The sequence below is a fragment of the Vibrio sp. Y42_MX_L11 genome (assembly GCF_024181785.1).
Classification (GTDB): Bacteria; Pseudomonadota; Gammaproteobacteria; order Enterobacterales; family Vibrionaceae; genus Vibrio; species Vibrio diabolicus.
The window spans coordinates 312,694-330,934 of record NZ_JAMZAP010000004.1 but is presented as its reverse complement, the minus strand read 5'-3'; the positions used below and the strand labels follow the sequence as shown (position 1 = coordinate 330,934).

The following is an 18,241-nucleotide window of genomic DNA, read 5'->3' as shown; positions in this document are numbered from 1 at the left end:
CTGCTGACGGAAGAAACCAGCTTCAAAGCTGGGATCAAAAGAAAGCAGAAAAAAGCGAACCGTAGCAACAGCTACCTTTCGCAAGTCCTTGCAGGGCAAGGGGTTTCGTAATCTTTCCCTGTGGCGCCTGATAATCAACTTTCAACATGTGATGTTCGACGATTTCACGCAGCCATTTATAAGCAGAGACCTGCTGAAGTTTGGCTGTTTCTATCAGCGAGAACATTCGTTCGCGGAACTGGTCGCCTCGATATGAGCGAGTCACGTAACAACACTTCCTCATCAGTATGTAATTACGGAGAACTCGCTCCGCTGCGTTGTTTGTTAACGGGCACTCGGAGTCGTCCATAAACCGCCAGACCATAGCATCATCAGCGATGAGATTTCGACATCTACCTCGATATCGTTTTGAGCATTGATAACTACCCAATTTGAGCCAATGAAGCCAGCTCTTTCGTAACCGCCTGAGTCGGCGGTAATATTGGCTTTCGGTAATTTCTTCTTCGATATATCGGTGATGACACCTGAATACGCTATGAGCGATTAAAGCGAGTTTTTCTCCGATTTTTTGGTTTTCAGGACAAACGCTTTCCTCGATAGCGATGACGTTCCTTAATATGTGAGCCCAGCATAATTGGCGCTTAGATTCGTCGATATATTTGTAGGCAGAATATTGGTCAGTCACTAAAAGGTGTGAAACCGCTTCACCAAGTAGTCGTTTGGCAGCATGTTGGTTTCTTCCGCTGTTAATTTGGAAAAAGGCTACGTTATTGCTGAGTGCGGCCCACATCCAGCGTTTATCATTATTGCGCTGATGTGAAGTCTCATCAGCCATAATCAGTTTAGATGCTTTTACTGTGTCATGGATTTGAGTATGAGTATCAGCTAAGTATTCAGTGACTCGTCCTTGCGCCGCAGATATTGCACCTGTTGAGAAGTTAAGCTGGAAGACGTCTTTCAGCATAGATTGTATTTTACCTATGCTTTGGTGGTGCTGCGTCGCTTGGATTGCGATAAAGCTATGTAGATTTGGCCCCATTTGAACATCGGGCACAGACTCTGGAAGCTCCGCTTGATGCTTATCACCACACCATGCGCACTCGCCTTTAAAGATTTGATGTTCAACAAGCGTGTATGAGATATCTGGCAAGTCAAAGATTTGGTGTCGTTTATAAGGTTTTCTATTTGGGATAACACACCCACCGCAGTGGCATATCTTATTCGGTAAATATTGCTCAACCGAGGCGCTCTCTTCAATAGGATGAAGCAGTCGGCGATGGCCTTTATGACCTGGTTGAGCTCCTTGCTTTTTTCCAGATTTCTTCCGATTTGGCGAAGTATTTTTAGCTTTATTATGCAGGGGTTGTTGAGATGATGGCACAGAAGAGTTTCGACTATTTTGATTTAGTCGGTCTTCAAGCTCTGCCAGCTTATTCCATAAAAAGTGGATGATGTCTTTCGCCTCTTCAGGCGAATCGAAATCTGGCGGTGGAGGTAATGTTTTCTTATTCATACCTCCAGATTGCCACCACAAAAAGATCACTCAAGTTGAATGTGGGATCAAGTTAACTCAGTCACATAAATTTGCTGTCAATAGCTCCTGGGTGAATAGTTACGCCATTCCTACCGCGACCAAAAATTGAAGAGATGCCAAGGGGTCGTCTTGTCCGTTATCCGTTCAAATTGATCACGAGCCCAGCGAGGCAGTGCTTCAGGATCGCTGGCGTCTTTGAGTGACAAAGGCGAAAGCTGCGAATAAAAGTTGGTATAACGGTCGATGGTGTCGGCCCCAAGCGTCTTTTTGATGACGCCGCCTTCACGATGCAATGAGTCCGCAAAATGATAAAAAAACCATGGCAGGACATTGTCACTGCCCAGTGTGGGCGGCAATCGGTTTTTCTTGCTTTGCTGCTTTAAGGCACGAATAAGCGCTTTGTGTGGCCATGAACGGGAAGGGGAAGTAGGGGAGCTGGCTTTGCCCTCTGAAGGCGTTGATAGGAGGGGAACCCGCGCGCTGGGGGACGGCGTTGAGGCCTTTGTGGACGCACGTGCCTGCCTTTGATGCGCACACTCAAGTGTCGCGACGTGACGCTCAGGATCGCTAAAATCACGCAAAAGAGGCACGGGAAGGGCGTGATGGTGATACCAGATGGCCTGAAAGAGTTTATGCCAGTCTTGGTCTGATCTTGGCGGCATGCAATAGGGCACGCCTTCGCACCAGGCATTGAGCGCACGCGTGAGGCTTGTCGTCGTAAGGTGTTTAAAGGGAGGGTGAAGATAAAAGGATAGTAAGACTTTGTAGGCAACGAGGCTCAGTGGATAGCGCGTAAAGCTCGGTTGCTCTTTGCTGGTAAAGTTGGCCAGTGCTTGCGTGTGTTCCACGGTGAGTGTCATGCGGCCTTCAAACCATTCAATGGACTCGGGAGAGGTTAAGATGCGCTGCCAATATAGTAGGGGCAGTGGCGCCACCTCAATGTTAAGTACAAGCAAAAGCCAGCCCATTTCCTCCCAGCGCTCACGCACAAAAGAGTCTCGCTGCGCGTGATAGGCGTGCAGGAGCGAACTGGCGGCCGCGCTTTGTTTGAGAATGGAGAGCAGCCATTGCTGCTGGGTATCCTTAAAGACGGGCGTTTGTACGGCCGGTAGCTCCCACTCACAACGCTCTTTGAGATAATGCAGGGTTTGATCGAGCGCTGCCTTGAGGTGGCGCTGAAGACCGGTGACAAATTGACGGATACGAGTATTGAGAGCGTTAAGCTGCGGCACGCTGAGCGCACGCGTGGGTAATTCAAACGCTTCAATCTGTTCACATACCCAGCAAAGATCCGCTTTTGCGGCGCATGGCAACCCCAAATTATCATGGAACTCGGTAATCGCGTCAGCGCGCAGCGTGGTGTGTGACATCGTACTCCTCCATCGGCTCAGATAGGTGCAAAAAATCGGGTAGCTTATCGAGAAAGCGGTGCAGCTTGCGCTGCTTGGCGGGAAACAGCACATCGCTGCCGAGCTGCTCGCCGAAATTTGCATGCCCCATGAGCCTATCGATGTCTCCGGCGGTTAATACAGGATCAAGCGAGTTCAGTGCATGCTGGGCAAAAAAATGGCGAAGCTGATAAGGCACGACACGCTCGCTCGGGTTCACGCTCTGCCACGTTGAACTCATAAACTGGCGAAGTGATTGGGCATTGAGGTGCGCAATGCTCATCGCCTCGGTCACGGTAAGCCAAAGGTAGGGGCTCTCCAACACAATCCCCGTCATGTCGGCCAGCTGGCGCTGTAGGCTGAGATAACGACGGAGGGTACGTTCAAAGGCGGGGCATAAATACAAGGTTCGATAAATGCCTTTATCGAACACCAGCGCTGAACGCCGATCAAAACACAGCGCTTTCTCAAGCGAAATCGCGTGGGTGGGCCGAGTCCCTGTGAGCGTGATCAGTAGCAGCGCCAGTTCATAAGCGCGGAAGTTGTGAAGCTCACGCAGTGAGGCGGTGGTGTGTCTTTTTTTCTCCAGTGCTCGGCCTTGGTTGGCAAGTCGGGCGAAAAATTGGCGAACGTCATTAACCAAAAGCTGTCGAGTCGATCCAATCGGCTGAGCCGGTATCGGAAGATACTCGCGCGTCGAATCAGTGATCGCGTAGCGAAAGGCAACAATCTCTCCGGGCGTGGCCAAATAGGCAGGAACCGATGACTGGGCTTTGACCAGCGGCGCATCGTTGCCGGTGACGGGCTCGGGCGCGCAAAACAGCGCCAGTAAGTCACTCGGCATGGCTTGGTGTAGCCGAGAAAGATAGCGACCTTGGGCATGAAAAAGCTCATAACGAACGGCGTTGGTATTACTGCTCTGATAAGCGGGCGCGCTATTATGATGCGGCGACTTGTCCTGAAGTGCGCTGTATTTGGTGCACACAGACACGTGCGGATCGCGATGCAGCATTGAGTCAATATAGTGATAAAAATGATCGCGCCGCATCATGTCGTACCCCTTTAAGGCAACGGGCGTGCGCCATTTTGTCTGAAGAAATCTCAAGAACGCGCGTTTTTCATCCTCACTCATGTGCCACGCCTGGCTGTTCGCCTTGGTGTGGGCGAGGGCACCCACGAACCAGTGATTGAGACCGTTTGGGATGGGCTGCCAGCGCCATTCGGTGCCTTGCGGTGTGCGATGGGGCATCGCGTATTCTACCCAGCTGGGCGCGGTTTTTCGTATCTTTCTCAGGCGATACGCGTCGCAATCGTCACGGCCACTGACTAAGCGAAGATCGGGGATATCTTCAATCGAGTGGCAATGAGGCAAGCGATTGATCAGCCACAGGTAGAGAAAGAGCAGCAGCGCTCTGTCCAGCGGAGAGATTTTCTCGGTATTGGTCAGGTTGGCATCAAGGTGGGGGGCAACCTGAACGGAGAATCGCTGCTTGAGACGTATAATGGCGGCCAGCAGCTTTAAGGCGTGACGTTTCGCATTCGGGGCGACCCCTCCTGCGTTTCGTTTTCGCTCCGCTTTTTTTCGTTGCTCTGAGTCTCTCATCGATTGCCTCTTGTTGTCCAATACCAAGCCTGTTGCGTCCAGAGTCCAAAAGGAGGAGAAAGCGTCTCACATCGTCACGCGGTGCTTTTGGGCCACTGGTATGTTTAGAGGACTGTTTGATTCTATATATGGTGTGTTATTTGTCTTTCGAGCTCAATATGTTGGGTTTTATTATAGGCGCATTGGTGGGTTTTTCGTCAAGGGAGGAACGGGGGATAATTGTATAGGTAATGTGCGATTGATCTCATATGTGAGTAAAAGTGGCTTCAATATTGAGAGATTGTGGCAAAAAAAGGTGGGCTGGGCGCTTTCCTTTGCTGGGGACGTTAGGAGCATAGAGAGATCGCCAGGAGGCCCCCGATTTGAGGGCGGCGCATCTGTCTCAAACGCTGCGATTGGCGGACAATTGTGTCTCACCCTAAAACAAGGGGCGGGCTAACCCACTTATGTAGCGAGGTTTTTGGGCGGAGCGCGCCGGGCTTCTAAGCGGGGCGGCACTATTTTGCAAAAGAAGTATCGTTTACGCGGGTGTCCTTTCCTAACTTAGCACGGATAAAGCGAGTTATTTTCCAGATATACGCCAAGACAACAGAGTAAACTATAAAGCAGGCAATAAATAGCATAAACATTATTACTTCAGGAATGTTTGTTGCCTCACCATAAATTCCGAATGACGCATACATTGCGGCGATCAAACATATAGCAACTAGCGTTTGTCTTGGGCCTAAGCCTAAACGCTGGAAAATGTGATGCAAATGTTCTCTGTCCGGTTTAAATGGGGAATCGCCTCTTCTAACTCGGCGAATCATAATTGCTGCCATGTCCATTAATGGTACTGCAATAAGCCAAAGTGCAGTTACTGGGCGCATAAGTGAAGTGCCTTCCGTTTGGCTTACTCCTAAAAGTAACCAAATGACAGTAAAGCCAATCATCATACTACCGGCGTCTCCCATAAATACCTTACGCTCTCGTCCCAGTACTCCCAAGTTCATAAAGATATAAGGCAGCATCGCTACAATAATGACAACGCATAGGTAAGCTAAACCGTGCTGACTGTCTACTTGTAGCAAGAGTGCAATGGCACCAAAAGTTACGATAGATAGTCCACCCAACAAGCCATCAATACCATCCACCATGTTAAACGCATTAATCGCTCCAATGACAGCCAGAATGGTAACTAATGTCCCCCCCAAACCTAATGATATCTCACCGATTCCGAACAAATTGCCTAAGCTATGTAGCTCAATATCAGCAACTTTCATCATTATAATCGATAAAATGGCTTGAACTCCCATACGAACTTTAAAGCTCAAATCTATTTTATCGTCAACGGCACCGACAAAAGTAAGGACAGCAATACATAACAAGAACAGCCAGCTATGTTCGATTGCTTCAGGCCTAAAAGTTAAGTACTGCGCCAGCACTAGGCAAATGGAAATCCCACCTACCAAAGGAATTGCACCATCATGCAGTTTTCTGGCATTTGGTTTGTCTACAAGACCAATTCTTTTTGCTATTTTTCGCATCAAGAATAGAGTTGTTAATGAAGAAAAAAAGATAAAACTAAGCTCGAGGAACATAATTTAGCCAACGGTTATTTTCATTATATCGACTAATTTTAGCTCAAATTCTATAACTCCAAAAGCTCGATTTGAAGTATCTATCTAATTATCTTATTCAGTAGGGGTTAGGAGTGATAAGTTGCCAATATTCAATTTTTGTTGTTATGGGAAAAGTGTATGAACGAATAGACGAAGAAAATCGCAATTTTGGGAAACAGCGATGTTTACATACGTGACCTGTGGCAAAGGCTAGTTAAAATGCAACATCAATACGAGGGCTCCCATGTGGGAGCCCTCGTCGTTGTTTGCCCAGCAAAGCTACACCCACCCTCCATTTGAAAGAAAGTGGAGTCATAGTGACCAAAGGAAAGGTAATCCGAATGGCAAGGGCGTCACTGGCTAATAGTCAGAATGCCAAATCCTGCAATGAAAGTTACCAACAATGTTGAAAACAACAAACTGTTCCCACAAAGCGCACAACACATGATCCTAAGATTAGCATAGTGCCTCCAATCGAGGTGATATGGAGTATGCATGAGCCGTATACGAGACCCATACGTACGGTCCTGTTAGAGGGATGTAGTCCAGGGCAAGGGTAATTGTAAATATTGAAATTGCCCGACATGAAAACAAAGGGGTACGCTGTTTTGAATATAACAAAAGCTCTGCTTTTGGTTTGACAATTCAACAAGCACCATATCATGGGTATACCCAATTTGCGATTTAGGCTCTATGAGCTTGTGGTGTATGGCAAAGCATAACGCCCGAGACAGACTGAAATGACGATCCCAAATTTCGATGATATCCACTTGATTATTCGCATATTGGATCGCAGAGTAATATTTGACGAGCGGAAGCTCAGGGTATTTTAGGTGCAGTTCGACATCCTCACACATGATAGGCACGTTCTCAACAACCAAAGCATGATGACGATCCAGTGCACGTTGACAATCGGGCTTGTACCTGAGTGTTTGATAGAAATGGTTCGCTAGCCTCTCAATCGCCTGTTGGTGTGCGAGTGCTTGAGGTATCCCAGTTGCCTTTAAATGTACATAAACTTTAGGGTTCTGCCCCCCGAGCGCAAAAGCGGCGATTTGTTGGTGTTGTGTGAGGCTTTTCAGAAAATGCTCGGGTTTCTCAAAGGTGAGGATCGTCATTGTGCGCCTCCTGACATCATGGCAGTGAACGCTTGCCCATCAATACGAGAAGCGTTAGCGACATAAGGCGCATACACGTCGAACAAGAGTTGAGTATCACTGTGCCCAAGCATATGAGAGATATAAAGTGGGTTCTCATGAGCAGCAATATGGAGCACGGCAGCTGTGTGTCGGGTTTCGTAGGCGCGGCGCTTTTTAAGCCCCGCTTTGCCAAGCGTTGGATGCCAAATTTTTTTACTCACCCAGTGGGTGTCTAAGCCCTGGCCTTTCCTATTGGTGAACACAAACGTATCACTGGTATAAGGGCTGTTTTTTTGGCGTAGGAACAGCTCATAAAGCGTATCGTTCATGACTAAATCACGTCGGGATTTCGGCGTTTTCACATCACATACAGCCCCATTGACCAGATTTTGTCGTATTCGGATCAGACGGTGATCAAAATCAATGTGCTCCCAGCACAGTCCGTGTACTTCACAGCTTCGCATGCCTGTCCAAAATCGTAGCTGGAAATAATCTCGCCAGTGCGCATCCACACACGCCAGAAAGTGGTGCACTTCTTCAGCGGTCAGCGGTTTGGACTCGGCCTTCTCTTCTCGAAGCGATTTATAACGGCGAAAGGGGTAATCAAATTTGAGCTCTTCGGCGGCCAAACTGACGATGGCAATCAATGGCCAGAGAATATTGTTAATGCGTTTGTTGGTCAGTTTTCTTGAGCCACCGCTTTTGGTGCACTCTTTCAAAAACTGACGAAAGAAATCCACTTGAGACAGGCTGATTTCGGATACCAGTGTGTTACCAAACTCAGGGAGGAGGTAGCATTCTAAGGTGTTCCAGACCACACGTTGATAACTGGGTTTCCAGTTGGCCTTTTGGCGCTCATACCACTGCTTGGCGTAGACATCAAAAAAAGGATAAAGGTGATCGGGGCATTTGGCGCGTTGCAGCGCCTCAAAAGTGGCGACTTTTTTGCTGTGCGGAAAATAATCGCGGTACTGAAATGTCCCTAAATCGATTTCCGCGTTCATTTGTTTCAGGGTCGCCTGCGCGATCTTGAGGTTTTTTGGGGTGGCCATCTGCTTAGTGCCTTCACGAAAACGCTGTCCGTACAAGTGCAGATCGAATTGAATGCGCCCGTTAGGGCGGATGCGAATATGAGCCATAGTGGTCTCCATCGGTGTCAGATCGCTAAATAGATCTGTCCCTCACCGATGGAATTCGCTAGAATCGTGCCATCGGCTGGGGTGGGTTAAACGCTGCGCAGCCGGTACGGGGTAGGGAGGTTGCCGCCTTCCTATCCCAACTGCTTGTCTTTCTCTCTTCGAAATCCCGAGAAACCTCGGCACCTCTCAAGTCTTCAGTCCAATAAAAGGAAATTGAAATCAATCCCCCTTTATTGGATGAAAGGTCACTTAATACTATAGTTGCAGCTGGATGTTTGTCCAGTGTTTGCGCCCCATTATTTTTCATCAGGTACAAAACGGTCAAACATCATCAAAGCCGATCATATCGGCTTGCTTGCCAGAGAGATCCTGCTCAAGCTCTTTTTCGGCCTCAATACGCTGCTTCAGTTCAGCCAGTTTTGAGGTCGCCAATTCCAACGGCACGCTAACATAGGGGTGTTCTTTGTCTTTATCATTATGAAACCCCAACTTTCGCTCACCATGCGTATTTTTCAACACAGTCAGCTTGATTGCCTTTGCACCGGTAATATCTTTAATTTTTACTTTAGTGATGGCATTGAGGTTCACGGCATAAACGTGTGGGTGGGTGACGCTAATATCCGCTGTGTGCAGACGCATAACGCTGCCCGCACTTGAGAGTGCGCCTAGATAAACGTTCTCAGAAGCAATATAAAGAAGCGCCTGATTAGCCTTACTTACTTCTTCAATGTTTTTAAAGTCTTGAAGCTCCTTTTTGAACTCAAAGATATTGATCACTATTTTTGCTTCCAGCTCGTAGTGTTGTTGCTGTTTCTCACGATAGGCGCGCAGTGGTGCCAGTGAGTGGCTCAGCGTCGTGATCCCATCGCTAAAAATGGCTTGTTCATCATCTAAATACATCGACAGCGTCGGTTTGTGGGTCGAGTGGGCCAAATACGCCATTGATGCCATGGCCTCGGGGGTTAACGTCATATTGAAGTCCACGTCTAACGTGTCAGGCAGTGGAAAAGGCAAGATGTCATTGTCACGTTCAATGCGTACCATACGGTCTTCTTTACTGAGTTCAAACACTTGATAGGGCACATAGGTTTCAGCGGTGTTGAGGATTGCAATGGCTTGGTCCGTTTTTAAGGTACGCGTGGATTTGGTGTTGATGGCGTTATAAAACGCGAGGTGGTGCTCACACGCAGGTTGCGACTCGGCATAGCGAAACGAGTTCAGGTCAGTGATCCCCTCGAGCGTCAGGTGGGAGGGAGTGCGTGTATCTATGACCTTGAGTGTGATGGGCTCTTTTTTCTGCAATTTTGTTGCTTGTCCTTGCCAGTATTGGCGAAAGGCGGTCGCGCTGAACGACCAGAAGCCTGCGGGAAGTTCCGGATTGTCTTCTTTGGGGATCGTGACTTGGCAGAGATCACTGCTCGGTCCGCCAATCATCGAAATGTCAGCATGATGGCTGATCACCAGCGTAATAAAGGGGTTGGGATCGCCATGTCTGATGCGTTGAGTGAAGTGTGTGATGCTTTCATGGGTTTCAGGTTGGAAAGTTAATGTTTTCATGCGGCTATCCTTATAAGTTTGGTTGAGTATGACGTGTCCACCACTGGCGAAATTCATGTCGCGCAGCGAGTGGGAGATTGGGCACAGATAACGTCAAAGTGAGGTAGGTTTTCCCTGTGTTGTGGATGCGTTTTTCTGCCGTGTCGCCGGAGTTAAGTAGCTGATGTTGGATGAACGCCCACTTTTTACTGTCCAGGCGTTTTCGGTTTTGATGAAGCGTCATATGGAGCGGAGCATCAATACCGATTGAACGAAGCGCATTCAGCGCTTTTTGTGTTTTCTGATTACACGGACTTTCAAAGATGAAGGTGTGCGCCTGTGTCAGCATTAAAGGCCCCAGTGTTTTGAGCGCGGAGAGGGCGGTTTTCTCGATGAGAAACGGTTTGTGCTGTCCGAATGTTTGCCACACCTTGCTAATGGCGGCAAACGTCTGTTGGCCAGTGTGCAACATGTGCAGGCAAGCCTGAGTCTGCCACATAAATTCGGCATGCTGCGGATTGGCGCAACGTAATGCTTGTTGCTCAGTGGTGTGATTCCATAGGGTTATCCAATCGTTATCATTGAACTGCGTGTCGGTGTTGGGGTGAGGCATGGAGACCCTGCTGACATTCAGCCGTCCCATCAATAATCCGTTGAGTTGCTCATGAGTCAGTATTGGGTGATACGACTTTTTCTCTGGTACCGAGAGGGTGGCATATTCAGGCACCAATGATGTGAGGATGCGGGAAACATCATTGGAGAGGGGGGACAGACCTAAGATATAGCGCAGCTCAGCACGACTATAGCGGCGCTGTTGAGGCACAAAAAATGGGGTGACCCACTCCATGCCATGCAGATAATGCAGTCGGGTCGTTGCATAATATTGGTGTCCCAACTGGCGACCAATTTCATCAAACAGCAGCGCATTATTCACTTGCCCAAATTCTCGGCCTTGTAACCAGTATTGAAATCTGGCGTTCACCATGGACTCTGCGAGCAAATGGGTGGTAATGGACTGCTCAACGCCTTTCATCGAGGCTTCGCTGAAACGTCCACATGCAAGGTGAAGCCCTTGGCGATAGAGTAGTGTGGCCCCTGCATGGCGCAAGTGATGAAATCGGGCGCGTTTACCAAACCGTGCTTTGAGGGCTTTGGATATCGGCTTAAGGTAATGGCGTTCACGAGAACTTTTGCTTTCACCAATGAAACCAAGAAAGGGCGTTTTGGGCTGACAGGTTTGCTTGAGTGACATCACCAATCGAATGAGCTTGGCCGCGGCCTCGGGGAGCACCATGTACACCCAACGAGGTTTCCCCCCTTTGGGACCTCCTTCGCTGGTACGGGTGATCCGAACATCAAAATGGGCCCCTTTGCTGGTAGTACAGCGAATATCTTTCATCCTGAGCCGCAGGACTTCGCCTCGCCGTAAGCCACCATAATAACCGAGTAACGTGGCCACACTGCTGAATAGCCGTTGCAATGGAGAGCCGCCGCCAGACAACAGGGTTGTCGTCAGACTGTGAACGTCCTCTGCGCCCAGCGACAACGCATCCACTTTTGTTGGCCGAACTGGTTTGTCAAAGACTCGAAGATCCAGCTCAGAGGTGAGCGCCTGCTGGGTCAAAAATCGGAAAAAGCGATACATAAACCATTGGGATTGCTCGTCTCGTAATGCGCCATATACGGTGTTCGCCCACGCCTGAAGCGTATTTTTTTGCGTGGCAACCTCATAGGAGAGCGGGTGTGAGACAAGGTCTGTGGCCACATTGGCATAGCGTGTAATGCTGCTCGCCGCCAGGGTGCCTTTTTTTACGCCGCCCAGTCGGTGCAGCTCTTCTACATAGTCATACACCAGTCGAGGCAGAAGGTTGTGGCGATCGAATGGCGGCTGGGCGGGCCTCGTTGCGCGGCGGCCGTCAATGAATTTAAGCAGCGTCTTATGTGGCCAATGTCGAAATGATCGCTTGGCTCGATGTTCCCCCTCCATCTCGTTTGAACACAGATCGTGCTCAGCAAAGATGTGCTCCATTTGCTGACGATTCAATGCGGCAATGCCATGGGATCTGGGGCTGACATGGCGCAGCGGATCGGAAAAGTCGTTGAGCACTTCTGGGGGTAAGCGGTAGCGATGGAGCCATAACGCTTGTAAAGCTCGATGCCAGTTGAGGGCACTCAGTGGACGTTGGTCAGGATAGTAACCAACCAGCCACTGGTTTAAGGCGTCGAGCAGTTTCTTCTCTTTGTGTTCTGTGGTGTTGAGTGGTGCGTGTGTCTGCCAGTGGGTAAAAGCTCTCGCTGCCAATGGGGGGATGGCGTAGCGCGTAAAACTTACCGGTTCATCATCGTCAAAATAGGACAGCTTTTTGGGGTGCGTAATTCTGATGGTCAGCATGCCGTCCACCCACTCCAGTGGTTCTGGGTCCATAAGACGCTCGCCCCAATAGTGTAAGGGAAGCGGTGCCACGTCCATCATTAATGTGATCGCTACCCAAGCAACGTTAATGTCTGAGCGCTGCATGACGTGCAATGGCAGCGCTTGGCAATATGCACGATAGATGAGGTGGGCGATTTCACTGTGTTGATAAATCGCCACCATTGAATTGTGTTGGTGGTCAATAAACTGCTTTGTTTTGGTTTCGGGTAGACGCCAACCACAAAGCTGCTGGAGATACAGTAAGACTTCATCTCTCGCTTGCTTAAGCACGCTTTGCCTCCCCGAGGGGATGAGGTGAATGTCGTGATTCATTGCGGCTAACTCAGACTGTTCAAGTACTCTGGTGTGCGTGCTGTATGTGTCTATTTTGTTTAAGATCTCACTGAGCTCGTCTAATGGTGCGTGGTTGAGCGATTGCTGCGCGTAAAATTGCGCGACCGTGTGCGTCTCTGAATGTAGCGGCTTTGCGCCGGTGTGCTTTAAAGCGGGATGGGCCATGTTCAATTCTCCTGTTGTGCCATCGATGAGCCAGAGTCAAGCTGCAACGCCTGAGCCCACTGCGCCAGATGATGGCTAAGTACGTGATGAACCGCAGAGAAACTGTAGTGATCACCCAAATGCTCGCCAACGTTGCTGTGTCCCATCAGGCTATCCACTTGCTGCGTGGTCAGTCTTGGGTTGGTGGCCAATAGCGCGTGCTGTGCAAAGGAGTGGCGCAGCTGGTAGGGAACGACCGATTTGGCCGCGGTCATTGACGGGGTTTGGGCAAAGCACGCCTGCCAGTGTTGCACCATAAACTGACGCAGTTGTTTGGCGCGGCAAGGTTGAGTGCAGTTGGCGTCATTAATCCAATACCAGAGCAGTCGATTGGCGTTGGACGACGTCGGCTCAAGGGCGTCTAGGGTGCGACGCTGCAGCACTTGGTATTGCTGAATTTTCTCTTTAAGGTGATCACACAGCTCAATACTGCGATAACGCCCCTTGTCTTTGATCAGCGCAAAGCGCAGATCAAAACAGTGTTGGCGTTTGATGGAGATGTGGTGGGTCGGGCGTGTGCCCGTCAGCAGAACGAAGAGCAGTGACAGCTCCAATGCTTTTGCATTGTGGTAATGTCGCAGCGCTTCGTCATCGTGACGGTTCAACGGGGCGAGCGATGCCACTTGTGTGTGTAGGTAGTGAAAAAACACGTTGAGATCGGACATCGCCAGCGCTTTATGAGAGCCAAAATAGGTCGCGGGGATCTCGATATAAGTGCGCGTCCCCTCGGTGATTTCCATGTGATAGGCACAGATCGCACCCGTTTGCTGTAGGTAGGCCGGTAATGTCATCGTCTGACTCAATAGTGGGTGTGCGGAGTGCCGGCCTGGGGTGGTTAATTCACAATACGGGCTAAGTTGGTTTTCATTGATGGCACTGGCCAAACGGCCTAAATATCGATTGTGCGCGCAAAAAATCTCATAACGAATGTGATTGCTGCTCAGTTTTTGATAGGCAATCGCACTGCCATGGTGTGCCTGGCCGATCAATATGGTTTTGGCCGGGGTGGATAAAAACGGGTCGATGCTGGCTTCGTGAGATAAGTACGAGAATAAGCGGTCTTTGCGCAGCATGTGGTGGTGGCGAAGGGGGGCTGGAGCCCGCCACTTTCGCCCCTTGAGTGTCCCAAACAGTGCTTGTTTTTGCTCTTGGGTTAATGCCAAGTCATCGTCATGGTGAGTCAGCCAATAACTAAACAGGGGATTGAGCGCGCTTGGGAACGGTTGCCAGAGGTATTGCGTGCCGGCCTGACAGGGATAGGCAACGGCGTACTCGATCCACGAAATGCCATTTGTTCGAATTCGGCGCAGGCAATGCGCATGGCAGTCAGCGGCCGCAGTGACTAATTCCAGCGTTGGAATATCTTTTGCATCCGTTAACCCTTCGAGGCTGCCTGTGATCCATAGGTAGATAAAGTACAGGTGGAACAGGGTCAATTCGGTGCTTGAATGAGGGCGTTTGCCTCGCGCTTTGGGGCGAAGTTCATTCATCGCGGTGGCCAGTGTCAGGCTCGCGCGATAGGCGTCAATTGGCACGCCGCCTGAATTGGCGGCCCGATGACGTTTTTTTTCATGTTGTTGATATGACATATCGGTTCCTTAATGACAAAAAGGCGATCGAAACCCATACGCGGACGGACATTGCGACAGGCAATGCGAAGCCTCGCGAAAGGCGATCAAAAAATACAGTCGTAGTGTGAGTGAGGAACGCTATCGTCTGCCGTCAAAGGCGGCAGCTCAGTTCCGAGTTCGAGCGTGTGTTGTGAAGTGAAGGGTTCACAAGTGCCCGGATCGCTTGCAGACCGCCATCTTATGAGGCGGCTGAAGGTTCAAGTTTTCATCAACTTGATTAGAGTTAGGTTCAGCGGCATTGGCGCTGAATTCGTTGAGTCGAAACCTCAATTTCTTGAAGCCTCTGTAGGCCGTGAGCGCGAGCTGTTAGGCGTTTCTGTTGGCAAGCGCCAAAGAATTGGCGTTTTCATTGACTGTCATTCCATAGGCGCAGCACACCGTTCAACATCTATGTTGCGGCTGACCTTTAGGACGACAATCCGAATTTAATGATTTCATGCCCCCACTCGTGCCAAGACGGCGTTCAGCGTCGAAAACGCCGACCTGAATAGGCAAGGGGGTGGGTTGATATCGTCTCCGACGTGGCACCGTTCTTGTGAGAGAACGTCGCAAGAGTGCGGATCACGATTCATTATTTATTCATTGATGAAAACGACATGACGCGACCATCGTCCTCCTGGAGCCTGGACTCCCCTCCGACTTGGTATGCCATGAGCATAATCACCAAGTGCTGACGGCTCTGTTTGATCACTCAAACCGCCACCGACAACAAGTTTTAGCCTGATAGCAGGCTTTATTTTTTTAGGGTGGCAGTTAATGCCAGCCGTTTTGTTTTGAGGGCGGCAGTTAATGCCAGCCATTTTGTTTTTTAGGGCGGCAGTTAATGCCAGCCGTTTTGTTTTTTAGGGCGGCAGTTAATGCCAGCCATTTTGTTTTTTAGGGCGACAGTTAATGCCAGCCGTTTTGTTTTTTAGGGCGGCAGTTAATGCCAGCCATTTTGTTTTTTAGGGCGGCAGTTAATGCCAGCCGTTTTGTTTTTTAGGGCGGCAGTTAATGCCAGCCGCTTTGTTTTTTAGGGCGGCAGTTAATGCCAGCCATTTTGTTTTTTAGGGCGGCAGTTAATGCCAGCCATTTTGTTTTTTAGGGCGAGCGGTTATTGCCCGCCGTTTTGTCTTATGTGTTTCTTTTGACAGAGCAAACGGTAAACGATTGCCCATTTATCCAGAATAAACAATGAACTACGATTGTCAAGAAAAGTTCGATGACGCTCACTTCTCACTTCTCACTCTGAGCGCGGTCGCTCTGGCGCTTTTTCCGGTGGATACGCCGCGGGCAGGCGTGTGGTAAACGCGAGTGACGCGGGGTAAAAGGCGGGTTTTCATCTCAGTGTTTGGTCAACAAGACCTGTCTCAATTGGCCATTTTGAGGCAGAAAGTTGTCTCAGGGTAAAATGGGATTTTTGTTAAGTAGTTGAATTTAAAGGCTGTTGTTGAGTGGCCTTTGAAAGGGGGCTAATGTACCCAAGCCTTTGGGGGCTCTTTTTGCAAAAACCTCACCCCCCGCGAGACCACCGCGGCTTTGCGGACGCAAACGCTAGTCGCACTTTGCCGATTCTGATATGCTCTAAGTAGAGATTACGTAAGGATTAAACGATGAAAATAGCAGTAGCAGGTACCGGTTATGTTGGCTTGTCGAACGCCATGCTGTTAGCGCAGAACCACGAAGTTGTAGCGCTCGATATCATTGCCGAAAAGGTTGAGTTGCTAAACAACAAGCAATCCCCAATCGTGGATGCGGAAATCGAAGATTTTCTCGCGAATAAGCCACTCAACTTTGTTGCCACGACAGACAAAGAATCGGCATATCGCGAAGCCAAGTACGTTGTTATCGCGACACCCACCGACTATGATCCGACGACTAACTATTTTAATACCTCTTCAGTCGAAGCGGTGATCAACGATGTGATGACCATTAATCCCGATGCGGTAATGGTCATTAAGTCAACGGTACCGGTCGGTTATACCGCTCGTATCAAGCAAGAACTAGGTTGCGAAAATATCATCTTCTCACCAGAGTTTCTGCGTGAAGGTAAAGCGCTTTACGACAACCTTCATCCATCTCGTATTATTGTTGGTGAGCGTAGTGAGCGTGCTGAGACCTTCGCAGGTTTGTTAGTTGAAGGGGCAGTAAAGGAAGATATTCAAGTCCTGTTTACGGATTCAACAGAAGCTGAAGCGGTTAAGCTGTTTTCAAATACCTACCTGGCGATGCGCGTTGCGTACTTTAATGAACTCGATTCCTATGCGGAAGCGCATGGCCTAGATGCTCGTCAAATCATTGAAGGGGTTGGTTTAGACCCTCGTATAGGTAATCACTACAATAATCCATCATTCGGTTATGGTGGTTACTGCTTACCAAAAGATAGCAAGCAACTACTGGCGAACTATCAAGATGTACCCAACAACATCATTGGTGCGATTGTAGATGCAAACCGCACACGAAAAGACTTCATTGCAGAGTCGGTCATCAAACGTCAGCCTAAGGTAGTCGGTATCTACCGCCTGATCATGAAAGCCGGCTCCGATAACTTCCGCGCATCTTCTATCCAGGGCATCATGAAGCGCATCAAAGCAAAAGGCATTGAAGTCTTGGTGTATGAGCCTGTTCTTCAAGAAGAGGAGTTCTTCAACTCCCGTGTGGTTAAAGACTTCAATGAGTTTAAACAGACTGCTGATGTGATCGTTTCAAACCGCATGGTAGAAGAACTGGCTGACGTCGCTGATAAAGTCTATACACGTGACCTGTTTGGTAGCGATTAATTTCAATTTTCTTAAAGCTAAAGGCTCCTTCCGTGGAGCTTTTTTTCAGTTGGTAATTAAAAATGATAAAAAAATGTCTATTCCCAGCAGCGGGTTACGGTACGCGTTTCTTGCCTGCGACTAAATCCATGCCAAAAGAAATGATGCCAGTGGTCAACAAACCACTCATCGAGTATGGCGTCGAAGAAGCTATTGAAGCAGGCATGGACGGCATGTGTATTGTGACGGGTCGTGGCAAGCATTCACTGATGGATCATTTCGATAAAAACTACGAATTAGAGCATCAAATCAGCGGCAGCAGCAAAGAAGTGCTGCTAGATGATATTCGTAGTTTGATTGATTCAGCGAGCTACACCTATATCCGTCAGCGCGAAATGAAAGGCTTAGGTCATGCTATTCTGACCGGGCGTGAGCTTGTGGGAGATGAACCGTTCGCCGTGGTATTGGCCGATGACCTGTGTGTTAACGAAGACAAAGGTGTGCTGGCGCAGATGGTTGAGTTGTACAAGCAGTTCCGCTGTTCGATTGTCGCCGTACAAGAAGTCCCAGAAACAGAGACGCATAAATACGGTGTGATTGCGGGTGAGATGATCAAAGATGACATCTTCCGCATCGACAATATGGTTGAAAAGCCAGAGCCGGGCACCGCACCAAGTAATCTGGCGATCATTGGTCGCTATATTTTGACTCCGGATATATTCGAATTAATTGAAAATACTGAGCCGGGCAAAGGTGGCGAAATTCAAATCACGGATGCGCTGATGCAGCAGGCACAGAACGGCTGCGTATTGGCGTACAAGTTTAAAGGTCAGCGTTTCGATTGTGGTAGCGTAGAAGGTTATATTGAGGCGACAAATTACTGCTTCGAGAATATTTACAACAAACCTTCGAAAAACCAGGTTGAAGAAGTGCCTGCCGAGAAGGTAGCTTAATTACGTTG

10 protein-coding genes and 1 pseudogene are annotated in these 18,241 nt (G+C 49.0%); 2 read left to right on the top strand and 9 right to left on the bottom strand.

Annotation, left to right across the window (positions count from 1 at the left end; genetic code table 11):
* Positions 1–163 precede the first annotated feature (163 nt).
* The 9 genes and pseudogenes from NL643_RS06810 to NL643_RS06770 form a co-directional block, all read right to left on the bottom strand.
* A pseudogene (locus NL643_RS06810) lies at positions 164–1,513 on the bottom strand (IS66 family transposase); the annotation flags it as partial.
* A 110-nt stretch (positions 1,514–1,623) separates the two neighbouring features.
* A complete protein-coding gene (locus tag NL643_RS06805; RefSeq protein ID WP_253644129.1) occupies positions 1,624–2,904 on the bottom strand; it encodes a hypothetical protein in 1,281 nt (426 codons plus the stop codon).
* On the bottom strand, positions 2,879–4,525 hold the full coding sequence (locus NL643_RS06800; protein ID WP_253644128.1) for a site-specific integrase: 1,647 nt from the start codon (positions 4,523–4,525) through the stop codon (positions 2,879–2,881). The genes NL643_RS06805 and NL643_RS06800 overlap by 26 nt, the downstream gene beginning before the upstream one ends.
* A 497-nt stretch (positions 4,526–5,022) precedes the next feature.
* Positions 5,023–6,105, bottom strand: coding sequence for a UDP-N-acetylglucosamine--undecaprenyl-phosphate N-acetylglucosaminephosphotransferase (gene wecA / locus NL643_RS06795; RefSeq protein WP_253644127.1), 1,083 nt, complete (start codon positions 6,103–6,105; stop codon positions 5,023–5,025).
* A gap of 551 nt (positions 6,106–6,656) precedes the next feature.
* Positions 6,657–7,244: a hypothetical protein gene (locus NL643_RS06790; RefSeq protein ID WP_253644126.1), complete on the bottom strand. Its 588-nt coding sequence runs from the start codon at positions 7,242–7,244 to the stop codon at positions 6,657–6,659.
* Positions 7,241–8,404 (bottom strand): site-specific integrase, encoded by a 1,164-nt coding sequence (locus NL643_RS06785; RefSeq protein WP_253644125.1) that lies wholly within the window; start codon positions 8,402–8,404, stop codon positions 7,241–7,243. Before NL643_RS06785 ends, NL643_RS06790 begins: the two co-directional genes overlap by 4 nt.
* A gap of 321 nt (positions 8,405–8,725) precedes the next feature.
* Positions 8,726–9,961 carry a hypothetical protein gene (locus NL643_RS06780; protein ID WP_253644124.1) on the bottom strand — a complete coding sequence of 412 codons (1,236 nt, stop codon included), beginning with the start codon at positions 9,959–9,961 and terminating at the stop codon, positions 8,726–8,728.
* Positions 9,962–9,971: 10 nt separating this feature from the next.
* Complete coding sequence (locus NL643_RS06775; protein WP_253644123.1) at positions 9,972–12,872, bottom strand: site-specific integrase; 2,901 nt, start codon at positions 12,870–12,872, stop codon at positions 9,972–9,974.
* A 2-nt stretch (positions 12,873–12,874) separates the two neighbouring features.
* On the bottom strand, positions 12,875–14,500 hold the full coding sequence (locus NL643_RS06770; protein ID WP_253644122.1) for a site-specific integrase: 1,626 nt from the start codon (positions 14,498–14,500) through the stop codon (positions 12,875–12,877).
* A 1,634-nt stretch (positions 14,501–16,134) separates the two neighbouring features.
* Between NL643_RS06770 and NL643_RS06765 the strand changes: the two genes are divergently transcribed.
* Together NL643_RS06765 and galU are read left to right on the top strand one after the other, a co-directional pair.
* Positions 16,135–17,301: a nucleotide sugar dehydrogenase gene (locus NL643_RS06765; protein ID WP_025532739.1), complete on the top strand. Its 1,167-nt coding sequence runs from the start codon at positions 16,135–16,137 to the stop codon at positions 17,299–17,301.
* A gap of 62 nt (positions 17,302–17,363) precedes the next feature.
* Positions 17,364–18,233: a UTP--glucose-1-phosphate uridylyltransferase GalU gene (gene galU / locus NL643_RS06760; RefSeq protein ID WP_025532740.1), complete on the top strand. Its 870-nt coding sequence runs from the start codon at positions 17,364–17,366 to the stop codon at positions 18,231–18,233.
* Positions 18,234–18,241 lie beyond the last annotated feature (8 nt).